General features: G+C 34.0%; 15 protein-coding genes. All 15 read left to right on the plus strand.

What is annotated here, in order from left to right:
- Positions 1-230 precede the first annotated feature (230 nt).
- The 15 genes from ilvB (at position 231) to STERM_RS02520 (ending at position 12,306) form a co-directional block, all read left to right on the plus strand.
- Complete coding sequence (ilvB, locus tag STERM_RS02455; RefSeq protein ID WP_012859971.1) at positions 231-1,931, plus strand: biosynthetic-type acetolactate synthase large subunit; 1,701 nt, start codon at positions 231-233, stop codon at positions 1,929-1,931.
- A complete protein-coding gene (gene ilvN, locus STERM_RS02460) occupies positions 1,928-2,416 on the plus strand; it encodes an acetolactate synthase small subunit (RefSeq protein ID WP_012859972.1) in 489 nt (162 codons plus the stop codon). The genes ilvB and ilvN overlap by 4 nt, the downstream gene beginning before the upstream one ends.
- Entirely contained in the window at positions 2,413-2,988 is a 576-nt protein-coding gene (locus tag STERM_RS02465) for a TetR/AcrR family transcriptional regulator (RefSeq protein WP_012859973.1), read from the plus strand. The genes ilvN and STERM_RS02465 overlap by 4 nt, the downstream gene beginning before the upstream one ends.
- A 414-nt stretch (positions 2,989-3,402) precedes the next feature.
- On the plus strand, positions 3,403-4,539 hold the full coding sequence (locus STERM_RS02470) for an alpha/beta fold hydrolase (protein WP_012859974.1): 1,137 nt from the start codon (positions 3,403-3,405) through the stop codon (positions 4,537-4,539).
- Positions 4,540-4,573: 34 nt separating this feature from the next.
- The gene (locus STERM_RS22010; protein ID WP_169305384.1) at positions 4,574-4,717 is read left to right on the plus strand and encodes a hypothetical protein; all 144 of its coding nucleotides are present in this window, start codon (positions 4,574-4,576) and stop codon (positions 4,715-4,717) included.
- Between the two features lie 2 nt (positions 4,718-4,719).
- The gene (locus STERM_RS02475) at positions 4,720-5,325 is read left to right on the plus strand and encodes a DUF6273 domain-containing protein (RefSeq protein WP_012859975.1); all 606 of its coding nucleotides are present in this window, start codon (positions 4,720-4,722) and stop codon (positions 5,323-5,325) included.
- A gap of 138 nt (positions 5,326-5,463) precedes the next feature.
- Positions 5,464-5,952: a hypothetical protein gene (locus STERM_RS02480; protein WP_012859976.1), complete on the plus strand. Its 489-nt coding sequence runs from the start codon at positions 5,464-5,466 to the stop codon at positions 5,950-5,952.
- A gap of 635 nt (positions 5,953-6,587) precedes the next feature.
- Positions 6,588-7,421 (plus strand): class II fructose-bisphosphate aldolase, encoded by an 834-nt coding sequence (locus STERM_RS02485; RefSeq protein ID WP_012859977.1) that lies wholly within the window; start codon positions 6,588-6,590, stop codon positions 7,419-7,421.
- Positions 7,422-7,426: 5 nt separating this feature from the next.
- The gene (locus STERM_RS02490) at positions 7,427-7,882 is read left to right on the plus strand and encodes a PTS sugar transporter subunit IIA (protein WP_012859978.1); all 456 of its coding nucleotides are present in this window, start codon (positions 7,427-7,429) and stop codon (positions 7,880-7,882) included.
- A gap of 14 nt (positions 7,883-7,896) precedes the next feature.
- A complete protein-coding gene (locus tag STERM_RS02495; protein ID WP_012859979.1) occupies positions 7,897-9,306 on the plus strand; it encodes a PTS fructose transporter subunit IIC in 1,410 nt (469 codons plus the stop codon).
- A gap of 684 nt (positions 9,307-9,990) precedes the next feature.
- On the plus strand, positions 9,991-10,521 hold the full coding sequence (locus STERM_RS02500) for a hypothetical protein (protein WP_012859980.1): 531 nt from the start codon (positions 9,991-9,993) through the stop codon (positions 10,519-10,521).
- 24 nt (positions 10,522-10,545) lie between these two features.
- Positions 10,546-10,947: an FxLYD domain-containing protein gene (locus tag STERM_RS02505; protein WP_012859981.1), complete on the plus strand. Its 402-nt coding sequence runs from the start codon at positions 10,546-10,548 to the stop codon at positions 10,945-10,947.
- Between the two features lie 40 nt (positions 10,948-10,987).
- Entirely contained in the window at positions 10,988-11,323 is a 336-nt protein-coding gene (locus STERM_RS02510) for a hypothetical protein (RefSeq protein WP_012859982.1), read from the plus strand.
- A 113-nt stretch (positions 11,324-11,436) separates the two neighbouring features.
- The gene (locus tag STERM_RS02515; RefSeq protein ID WP_012859983.1) at positions 11,437-11,967 is read left to right on the plus strand and encodes an OadG family protein; all 531 of its coding nucleotides are present in this window, start codon (positions 11,437-11,439) and stop codon (positions 11,965-11,967) included.
- A gap of 21 nt (positions 11,968-11,988) precedes the next feature.
- Positions 11,989-12,306 carry a hypothetical protein gene (locus STERM_RS02520; RefSeq protein ID WP_012859984.1) on the plus strand — a complete coding sequence of 106 codons (318 nt, stop codon included), beginning with the start codon at positions 11,989-11,991 and terminating at the stop codon, positions 12,304-12,306.
- Positions 12,307-12,325: the final 19 nt, after the last annotated feature.

A 12,325-nucleotide genomic window follows, 5' to 3' on the forward strand; every position in this document is an offset into this window, starting at 1 on the left:
TCTCTTTTTTCGTGTTGTCAAGATAAGTACAGCAGATCACTCCATTGAAAACAGTTGTTTCTTTACAGGTACCGCTCTCAATAAATATTGACATAAAGCAAATGATATGTTAAAATTTTAAAAATTAGTGCTTGCAAGTTTTATTGTCAGAAGTCGCTGTGGATTACGGCGTTTTTATTTGACTTTTATTGCAAGTGAATACTTGCAATAAAAGAAGGTGAATAATTATTATGAAAATAACAGGAGCAGATTTATTTGTAAAATCGCTGATAAAAGAAAATGTGGATATCTTATTTGCATATCCCGGCGGACAGGTTATAGACTTATTCGATGCCTTGTATGGTCGTGATGAATTTCGTGTTATACTTCCGCGGCATGAGCAGGGACTCATTCATGCTGCTGACGGATACGCCCGTTCCACAGGCAGGGTAGGAGTATGCCTTGTAACCAGCGGCCCTGGGGCTACTAATTTAGTAACAGGAATTGCCACGGCTAACTATGACAGTGTTCCGCTTGTCTGCTTTACCGGACAGGTCTCTACTGACCTTATTGGTAATGATGCTTTTCAGGAAGTAGATATCGTAGGAATTACCCGTCCGATTACCAAGTATGCTGTAACAGTGCGGAATCGTGAAGAATTGGGACCTGTTATCAAAAAGGCATTCCAGATTGCACGCACCGGAAAACCTGGTGTTGTTATCGTGGATATCCCGAAAGATATCCAAAAAGAGCTGGGAACAGATAAATATCCCGAAAAAGTAGACATTCGCGGTTATAAGCCGTCAGTTGCAGTACATACCGGACAGCTGTCCAGAGCAATGAAGGTACTTGAAGAGGCAAAACGGCCTTTGTTTTTAGCCGGAGGCGGAGTAAATGTAGCAAATGCCCAAAAAGTCATGCTGGAATTAGCTGAAAAAACTCAGATACCTGTAGTTACTACTATTATGGGAAAAGGTTCGATTCCTACAAGTCATCCGCTGTATATAGGGAATGTCGGGATTCATGGCAGTTATGCGGCAAACTCTGCTTTATCAGACTGTGATGTGCTTTTTTCTATCGGAACGCGTTTTAATGATCGTATTACGGGAAAGTTAAATGAGTTTGCCTCAAATAAAACTATTATTCATGTTGATGTAGATCCTGCATCAATTTCTAAAAATATAGCAGTAAATATTCCCATTGTTGCAGATGCCGGACAGGCAATAGTTGCTATGCTTGAAAGAAGTAAACCATTCAATGATGCAGAATGGCTTACTGAGATTCAGAGCAGGAAGGAATTACATCCTGTCGAGATGAGATATCCTGGTCTGACACCGCAGATAATTATTGAAAAAATAAATAAAATATTTGATAATTCGATTATAGTAACCGATGTAGGACAAAATCAGTTATGGTGTACACAGTTTTTAGCTTTGGATACAAAACGCCAGATGCTTACAAGCGGCGGTCTGGGAACTATGGGCTATGGTTTTCCTGCTGCTTTAGGTGCCAAACTTGGTAATCCTGATAAAAATGTATTGGTAATTACTGGAGACGGAGGGTTCCAAATGAATTTGCAGGAGCTTGCAACTGCTGTAATTGAAAAAATTCCGGTTATTATCTGTATTTTAAATAATGGATGTCTTGGCAATGTGCGTCAATGGCAGGAAATGTTTTTTGAAAAACGTTATTCTTATACTAATCTTACGAATGATTCCGGCAGTTATGTTCCTGACTTTGTAAAGTTCGCTGAAAGTTACGGTGTAACAGGTATACGTATAACCCGTGAGGAAGAAATCGATGAGGCATTTATCAAAGCAAATAAAGTGAAAGACTGTCCTGTTTTATTAGAGTTTATTATTGATAGTACACAAAATGTATTGCCAATTGTACCTCCGGGTAAATCATTGAAGGAAATGATTTCAACACAGGAAAAGGAGGAATCGAAATGAAAAAAAGATGGCTCTGTTTATATGTAGAAAATGAGATTGGTGTATTGGCGAGAATTTCCGGTCTTTTTGCCGGAAAATCTTATAATCTTAACAGCCTGACAGTAGGAACAACTGAGGATGAATCTATTTCTCGTATGACTATCAGCTTATACGGTGATGATAAAACTTTTGAACAGATAAAGAAGCAGCTGAACCGTTGTATTGAAGTAATAAAAGTTGTTGACTACTCGGATATCTTTATTCATTCAAAAGAAATACTTTATATTCGCATTTCTTTTCGTTCAGAATCTGATAAAATTGAAATATTTCGCTTAGCTGAGGTGTACAAAATGCGGGTAGCCGATTATGGTGCAGAGAATATAATTGTAGAATGTGTCAAAGAGGAAGAGAAAAACAGTTTTATTATTAATAAATTTGCGAAAGCTTTCCCGAACCATATTGAAGTAGTGCGCGGCGGCAGTGTAGCTATGGAGGGATTACAGTGAAAATCATCAGTAACCGCCAAATTACAGATGCTGCTATGGAACTCATTATTGAAAAGGGATACAGCAATATGACCACAAAGGACATAGCTGTAAGAGCGAATGTAAATGAAACTACATTATTCAGACGTTTTGGAAGTAAAAAGGAAATAATATTAAGGGCTTTAAGTGAAGGCTTCTGGCTTCCGGTTCTGAATACTAAAATTTTTGCGGATGCCGACTGGGATTTGAGAAGTGATTTGGAAAGGTTTATGCTTGAATATATTAAAAAAATTACCCCGGATATGGTAAAAATGTCTATAGGTCTTCGTTCGCCGCAAATATATGAAGATACAGCACCTTATATAATGAAAGTACCTGAAAGCTTTATAAATGCTTTGCAAAGTTATTTTGAAATTATGAAACAAAAGGGAAAGATCATAGAAGGCGAGCCAAAAGTTCTTGCACAGACTATTTTTTCTTCAATATTTGGTTTTGTATTTTTGCAGGCATCATTTGGAAATATGCTTTCGTTATCAAAGCAGGAAAAGTATGTAAAAGAAAGTATAAAAATATTTGTTAATGGTATTGAATAAAAAAATGACAGTTTATCAGAGGTGTAGAGCCTGTGATGCTGCCATCATAGGAAAAATGAAAAAATACGTCAGTATTGTATAATGCTTTGAACGTATTTTTTTAATTTGTAATATTCTTTGGAATTTTTCAAATATTAAAGGAAGTAAATTACAAGTTAATATATTGAAATTAAATAAAATAGATAAAATAAAAATCCCCTCAATAAAATTGATTAAAAATTTCAAGTATAGTATAATACTGAAAAATAAGGGCATTGGCAAAATGAAGTGGTTTTTTATGTGTTTATTATTACATTTGTGAAACAGAATTGCCTGAAATACAGCAATTCATACAAAAAAAATCAACAGCCGTGATTTCGCCGACAGCGGGTATTCTTAAACAAAGACTGCTGTCAATTTTTGGAGGTGTAAAAAATGACGGAAAATAAAGACGGCGGGATGCAGAATGCTCCCCGCAAAAGGAGGAAGGCAGTCATGGTACTATTTTCAATTATTGGTATTGTATTTATATGTTTACTGCTTATCATGGCAAATAGCCCCGGCAAGCTGGCTCCCCTAAAGGATGAGCAGGGAAATGCCATTGAAAATTCTATTTCTGAAAAGGTATGGGTTGATATCAACGGAATTAAACAGGGAATGTTTATTCGGGGAGAAAATCCTCAAAATCCGGTAATATTGTACTTACATGGCGGACCTGGGACACCGATGCTGCAATTTATTTCTTATTTAGAAAAAAATGAACGTCTTGAGAAGTATTTTACAATTTGTTATTGGGATCAGCGCGGTTCCGGTATGACTTATAACAAATCAACAGATCCTTCGACTATGACGGTAGAGCAAATGGTAGAGGATACACACAAAGTTACTGAATACCTCAAAGAACGCTTTGGACAGGATAAAATATATCTTATAGGTCACTCCTGGGGTTCGTATCTTGGCGTTAAAACCATAGAAAAATATCCTGAAAACTATCTTGCGTATATTGGCATAGGTCAAGTAACAAATCAAACGGAATCAGAACGTTTAGCCTATAATTATATGCTAAATCATGCAAAAGAAATAAATGATAAAGATGTTATTAAAAAATTGGAAAAGTATGATCCGTATTCAGATGACTTTTTGTCTCTTGATTATCTCGTAAAAGTCAGAACCGGAATTCTCAATAAGTATAAAATCGGTCATTTACACCAAGGACTTGCTTTTACCGATATTCTTAAATCACTATTTGTATTTAAAGGTTATACAGCAGGAGAAAAAATAAACTGGTTTCTGGGTGCTGATTTTTCGATGATACATTTGTTTCCTGTAATACTAAAAGATGATCTCTTTACATCATCCGTAAAATTTGATGTTCCGTTTTATATAGTTCAGGGAGCTTATGATTATCAAGTTTCACAGGTTCTTGCCGAAAAATATTTAGATGCTTTGGAGGCTCCTAAAAAAGCATTCTTTATATTTTCTGATTCTGCCCATTCTCCAAATATGGAGGAGCCGGAAAAGTTTATTGAAGTTTTTCGTAAAATAGCATTGGAAAATCCAGCCCAAGAATAGATACTGATTTTGTTATTTTCGGACTGTGTGATTTATGCTAAATTCAATTAATGCAGTATTAATAAGACTGGTTTTGATGTATAGTTATACAGAAATTATGGATAAAAATAATTTGTCAGCAGGAATTCTGAGCTTATTGAGCGGCGGACTGATCAGTTTATATAATTACAGGAGGTAAATATGCAGGCAGGAGATAAAATATTATTCGGAAATTACGAGTGGCGTGTACTTGAGGTACAAAATAATACGGCTTTGATTATAACTGAATACATTATAGAGCAGCGTGCTTACCATAATGCTTATAAAGATATAACATGGGCTGACTGTTCATTAAGAAAATATCTTAACAGTGAATTTTATGATAGATTTACTGCAGCTGAAAAATCAAGAATAATTCCGGTATTAAATAAAAATCCTGATAATCAGTGGTATGGCACAAAAGGAGGGACAGATACGCAGGACAGTATATTTCTGCTGAGTATTGAAGAAACAGTGTGCCGGTATTTTGGAGACAGCAGCTCAAAGCTGTATAGTCCCGGAAAAAATCAAAGATATTGGTTTGAAAGAAAAGATAAAAATAACAGTAAGCGTATTGCCAGGCTTGAAAAAAGAAAAGAAGGTTCCTGGTGGTGGTGGCTTCGGTCGCCGGGCCGTGTTAGTATAAAAGCTGTGTATATTCACGGTGATGGTAATATAGGGATACAAGGCAATAATATATTAAAGGGCAATATCAGTGACGGTGAGTGTAAAGGCGGTCTTCGCCCCGCGTTGTGGCTGAAATTCTAATTTTGATTATCTAGCGGCGTTGTTAAATCCAGCAGATTTATGTCTAAACATATAAAAATATTATATTTTCAAATATGACATGCAGTTGTCTAATTTATTCTGTTACAATAATAGAAAATTTAGCAGGAGGAATTTGAAATGAGCAGATATGAAGAAGGAATAAAATTAATTGAAGAAGGATGCGGCAATGGAAAAGATAATGTTATATCACTCTCAACCATTGCAATGGAACCAAATGCTGAAGGGAAACCCAGTCCTTGTGTCCGGGAGGTGGATGCCCATTATGAGGACGGCGTATTTTATGTTACTACCTGGGCAAAATCAAATAAAATGCAGCAGATAGCCCAAAATAAAGAGGTCGCATTCGCGGTTTGTTTTGAGGGAATCTCCGGAAACGGAATCGGTGAAAATCTTGGATGGGTTTTAGATCCAAAAAATGCTGAGTTAAGAACTAAACTCCGTAAAACATTTACTGACTGGTATGATCATGCAAATGATGAGCAGAATGAAAACTGCGTTATTTTAGCAATCCGTATCACTAAATGTAAGATATTCAGGGATCATGGGGCTGTACGTTACAGTCTGGACTTTGTGAACAGGGCAGAGATTGAAGAGAAAATTAGTTAATGACTGTATTTGATAAGTATTTCCAAATTTGCTTAAGTTTTTTGTTAAGCTTCTTAATTACACAGATTTTCAGAGATATAAAAACAGCTACAGGGGATTTTTTCTATCACTGTTTTTATATATAATATTTCAGGCTTTACTATATTAAGCTTGTGTTGCTTATATAAGCCGGACAGGAAAAAGTATCAGATCAGAAGAAAAAACAGATGAGAACAGAGAAATAATTTAAGATTTTCGCGGGAACTAAGTATAGTTTTTATTTTTACAGGAAAATTAGTACATTTTTGAATATGATATTTTTTATATTTTAGGGTTATCAGGATTTCTGATAACTTTTTTTTAATTTGGAGTTAGTCTCAAATAAGGTACAGACATAAGCTTACAGAATTATTATTTATTAAAACGGCAGTTTTTTGACAATAAGTTTCTTTCCTCTGCTTCAGTCTTACTTTTTCAGGCATTCTCAAGCTAGGGTAATTTCTCTTTTATACTGATATGGTTTTATAAGAAAAAAAATTTTCGATCAAAAAGAATCAGAAAAGAATTATAAAAAATCAAAAATACTTGACAAAAGATTATTATCGAGGTATAAAATAAATATAAAGGATCAAAAAGAATCAGAAAGGGTGAAGAATATGTTAGTTAATACAAAAGAAATATTTCAGATTGCCAGAAAAAAAGGCTTTGCAATACCTGCTCCGAATTTCTATAATTCAGACTCTATAAAAACATATATAGAAATCGCGGCCAAAAATAACTTTCCTGTTATAGCAAGCTTTGCAGAGGTTCATACAGAGCTGATGAGCATAGAGGAAGCAGCAGAAATGGGGAAATTTTATGCTGACAAATATGATATTCCTGTAGTACTTCATTTAGATCATGGAATGACTTATTCTGTTATTGTGAAAGCAATAAAGAATGGTTTTAGTTCGGTAATGATTGATGCATCTTCAAAATCATTTGATGAGAATGTAAGACTCACAAAAGAAATCGTGAAAGTAGCACATGCAGTGAATGTTTCTGTAGAAGCTGAAATAGGTCATGTCGGAGCCGGGCAAAATTATGAAAATCATGAACAGACTGAATCTCAATATACTAAAACAGAAGAGGCAGTAAAATTTGTAGAAATGACAAATATAGATTCATTGGCAGTGTCAGTGGGAACTGCGCACGGATCATACATCGGAACTCCTGAAATTAATTTTGAAAGATTAAAGGAAATCTATGAAAATATATCAATACCTTTAGTTTTACACGGCGGTTCATCAACGGGGGACGAAAATCTCAGAAAATGTGTTGGATTTGGAATTGCAAAAATTAATTTGTTTACCGATATTGTAAATGCTGGAATGAAAGCAGGGCAGGAAGGAAAAGCGGCTGATCTTCTTTCTTTGAATAAAGATATTTCAGGTGGTATGGGAAATTGTCTTGAACATTATTTTAAAGTTTTTAAAACAGAAAGGGTGTAATTAATATGATAAATATCAGTGATCTTTTTACCGAAGATTTTATCCTTCTTGATGTGGATATTAATTCAAAGGATGAATTATTTAAAGCTGCTGCCGAGCATCTATACAGTAAAAATATCGTAAATGATAAGGAATTGTTTATAAAAGCACTGTATGACAGGGAAAGCATCGGGGAAACAGGTGTCGGCGACGGATTTGCCATACCTCATGCAAAATCTGAAGCTGTTAATAAGCCGGCTGTTTTATATATAAAAAGTAATAGAAAAATAGAATATGAATCTCTAGATGACTTACCCATAGATAATTTCTTTATGCTGGTTGTTCCGGAAAATTCTGGGAATGAGCATATAAATCTTTTAAGCTCTGTAGCATGTCTGCTTTTGGAGGATGAATTTAAAGCTAAGCTGGAAAATGTCAAAAGTAAATTGGAAATTATAGATTTAGTGAATAAATATATATAGAAAAGGAGAGTTTTATGAAAAAGATAGTAGCTGTTACTGCATGTACAACGGGGATAGCGCATACATACATGGCAGCCAAAAGTCTTAGCAAGGCTGCAGCAGATATGGATGTGGAAATATATGTAGAAAAACAAGGAGCCGCAGGAGTGGAAGATGAGCTTACATCTGAACAGATTAAGGAAGCTGATGTAGTCATATTTGCCATTGAAAAAGGAATAGACGAATCCAGATTTGCAGGGAAAAAAATCTATAAAACTAAACCGGGAAAGGCGATAAAAGAAGGAAAAAAGACAATTGAGGAAGCCTTGGAAGGAAAAGGTATTTATATAGGAGAGTCATTAAACGGAAGTTCAGCAGTAAAAACTGGAAATACTGCCTCGAAAAAGAAAACAGGATTTTCTGGGGCATATACACATATGCTTGCCGGTATATCATACATGATTCCGATTGTTGTTACCGGAGGGATCTTAATAGCATTATCATTTGCATTTGGAATCACTGCATTTGAAAAAGAAGGTTCTCTTCCGTGGGCTTTATTCCAAATGGGTGGCGGAAGTGCATTTGCTCTGATGTTCCCTGTGCTTGCAGCTTTTATTGCTTATGATATAGCAGATAAGCCCGGCTTCGGACCTGGTATAATCGGAGGGTATCTTGCCTATACCAGCGGTTCGGGGTTTGTCGGAGCAATAATAGCCGGATATCTTGCCGGGTATCTTGCAAGGTATATAAATAAAAATCTGAAAGTTCCGGAATTTTTACAAGGATTAAAGCCTATAGTAATTATTCCCGTGGTGACTACTCTGGTAGTAGGTCTGGTTATACTTTACGTAGTCAAGGTTCCTATAATTTATTTACAGGATATGGTATCGGCATTTTTGAATTCATTGGCTGATAATAATACCGGAGCTATTGTGCTAGGACTGGCATTCGGATGCTTATACTTTGATCTGGGGGGACCTGTTTCAAAAATGGTTTATTCATTTGCAATAGCTGCATATACGACAGGAATATATACACCTATGGGAGCAGCAATGGTTTGCGGAATGGTTCCGCCTATAGGAATGGCAATAGCGACATTTTTAAAGCCGAAGTTATTTTCTGAAGATGAACGTGAGGCAGGAAAAACTGCATTGATTTTAGGATTCAGTTTTATTACTGAAGGAGCAATACCGTTTCTTATTTCCAAGCCAAAGGCAAGTATTATAGCAAATGCAGCTGGAAGCTCTGTGGGATCAATAGTAGCGTTTCTTTTGAAGCTGGAAATAAAGGCTCCGCATGGAGGAATGTTTCTGGCAGTTATTCCTAATGCGGTAAGCAGCGTACTTGGCTTATTAGTTGCTGTTTTGGCAGGAAGTCTGGTTACTGCACTTATTATGGTTGTGATTTTGAAATTTGAAGATAGAAAAAAACTTGTTATCGAATAAAGATAAAAAAATAAATTTTGAACAGAGCAGGATAATGAAATTTTGCTCTGTTTTTTTATTAACAATAGAAGAGAAAAAAGATAACAGCCGGGCGAGCACTACAGGAAGGAAAAGAACGCAGAATTAGTATATGAAGCTCTTACACATGAATACTGTAACTGAGACGTTAACTAAAAATTTGATATTAAATGAAATATATGTAAATGAAAGTAAAAATGAAAAATATTATTAGTATTATTTCTTTTCTTATTATTGTATTTTTAGAAAGATGATAAAATAATGTTTTTTGAACGGACAGTCCCGGAAGAAATGAATCAAGCAAAAGGAGCTGATCTAAAAGCTTTTGTCTTAAAGATAAGAGGAATTTTTATTATATAGGAAAATCAATAAAAGTGATAGATGGAGGAACATTAGAAGCAGTTAATATACAAAGAAAAAATCCGGAGACGGAGCTAAGATTCGAACTGTCTAAAATGACAGTTTAGATTTATTTTAGAAAATAGAGAATATATTTTTATGTTTTATATACTTGATTTTATTCATTAAATGAAATATAATTTATTGATGTTCAATGTTGAACAAAATCTATTCAAAGGATACTTGGTAGAAAAAACATTGATATTTATTTGTTTTTTAAATAGATCGAGTGTTCGGTTTAGAAAAATATTTTAAAGGAGATTTGACATGAAAAAGTTGTTATTTTTTATTTTAACGTTATTTGTAGTTACTAATGTTAAAATAATGGCTGATTGTTCACTTGTAAGTAAGATCAATGAAGATATTCTGGGTGGAAGTGTTTTGTCAGCAGTAAATTCTATAAATTTGAAAGGAGATATTTATTGCGACAAAGAAGGATATTATATGGTTTATTATTTACAAAACAATAATTATCTGCAGGTAGGATTGGAGTATAAGGTAAACAGTTTAGAGAGTTCTGTTCCTATAGGTTCTTTTATTTCTGATGCAGATAAAATCTATGGAAAAATAAAGGAAGATTTAAAAGGAAGAGATATTATTTTCAGAATGTATTTAAGAACAAACAAAAATATTTATCAGCACGGCAGTATTTCTATTAATAAAAAGGGTAAGGAAACACATTATTCTAATGTTAATAATAAAGGGACGAGTGCAACAGGAGCACCATTCGGAGCCCGTAGAATCAAATACAGTTTCGCAGCCCCGAATTGGGATTATACAGATGATATAATTTATTAAAAAAAATAAAAAAGGAGAATTAGTATGAAAAAAATTATGTTATTAATTACGTTATCAGGAATGTTAGCGGTAGTATCTTTTAGCTTTAATGTAGGAGGATTTATTAAAGACAAAGTGAGTGAAAAGGTAGATGAAACAATATCTAATCAAATGTATACGATGTCTAAGCCTGTAATCAAATATTCTAAAGATAAAAAAGAGGTTTTCATAACGGGTACAATAAAAAATTTAGGACCTAAGGTAAATAATGTATATGTATTTGTTCCTTGTTATGATTCTAAAGGCGGAACAATTCCGGATGCAGATGCACACATTGGAACAATCGGAGCCGGAGAAACTTGGAATTTTAGTGCTGAAGCTATGGCTACAAACGGTCTTACAATAGGTTCATGTGACCTAAAGAGAATAAAAGTAAGAGGATTTTAGGGATAGCAATTAATTTATAAATATAAGGAGTGGAGTAAGAATGAAAAAAGTATTATTGTTGTTAATTATTGTATGCAGCGGATTTTTGTATTCAAATACGCGTTGTGAGCTTAAAGCTAAAAAAGAAGTAGAAACTTTTTTAGCTTTAACGGGACAAGACGGAATAAAGGCTGAATATTTAGGACAGAATAAAGGAAAGCCTCCGTATTATCTGTACGATGTTACAGGAGCTGAAAGCAAAGTATTACTTGCAATAGATATGGAAACCGGAAGTATCTATGCTGCCGAGAATTATTCAAGAAATGATCTAAGTTCCGGTAAGGCTGTAGACTTTGAATTACTAATTACAGATGTAGAAAGTCTAAAATGTGAATAATAACTGATGCTGTATTAAAAAAATCAGAGAGTCCGGAATTCCTTTAGGCAGTAGATAAACAATAATTTATTACTGTTCAATTTTGGACAAAATGTATTGAAAGGTGATTTTTCATGAAAAAAAATGTTATTTTTATAATAGGATTTGTGTTCTTTGTACTTATTCTTGCAGTCGGCATTTTATCATATACTCTTATTTCAAGTAATAAGAAACTTGCTGATAAAGAAAATAATGACAAAGTAAATCAAAAAGTAGAAGAGTTAGTGGAGAAAAAGCTTCAGGAAAAAATAGATGAAGAAAAAATTGCAAAAGAGGAAAATGATAGAACAGAAAAAAAAGAAGCAAAAAATAAAACGAATTTTATTACAGCAAAAGAAGCTTTTGAAGGGGAGACTCAAAGAGGGGTGTCTTCTGATCCTATAGAATGTGTAATAACAGCAAAACAAAAAAGAATTCCAAGTAATGTTGACCAAAAAGCAGAAGGCGGAATGCTGACATGTGAAGGCTCAAAATACAGGGTTTATGTTGGTAATGACCGGAAATATAATTTGATGAGTGTCGGAGATCGCTATGGATTTCAAGTAAGATGGATAGAGAGTAACCTTTATTATTTTTATGTGGATGTTATAGGAGGAACTTTTTAGAAAAATATGGGAGTGATAGAAATGAATAAATTAATAGTTGGGATATATTTAGTTTTTGGAATAATAAGTTTCTCAAATTGTGATTTAAATGCTGAAAAGTTATTGAAAACTGTAATAAAAGAAAAGCTTACTGTTTCTCCGGAAGATAATTTAAAATATTTCAACCCTGAAATAAACGGAAAAGAATATAAGTATGAAATATTTGAAGATCATGAAACACATATTGTAAACAGAGCTTATGTAATACTTAATATGGAAACAGGTATTGTATATAGAGAAAATATTGCAGAGGATAAAGTAGAAAAAATATATCAGAATAAAAATTTGAGCTGTAAATAAAAAGAATTGAGTTCCATAT

The organism is Sebaldella termitidis ATCC 33386, assembly GCF_000024405.1.
Lineage (GTDB): Bacteria > Fusobacteriota > Fusobacteriia > Fusobacteriales > Leptotrichiaceae > Sebaldella > Sebaldella termitidis.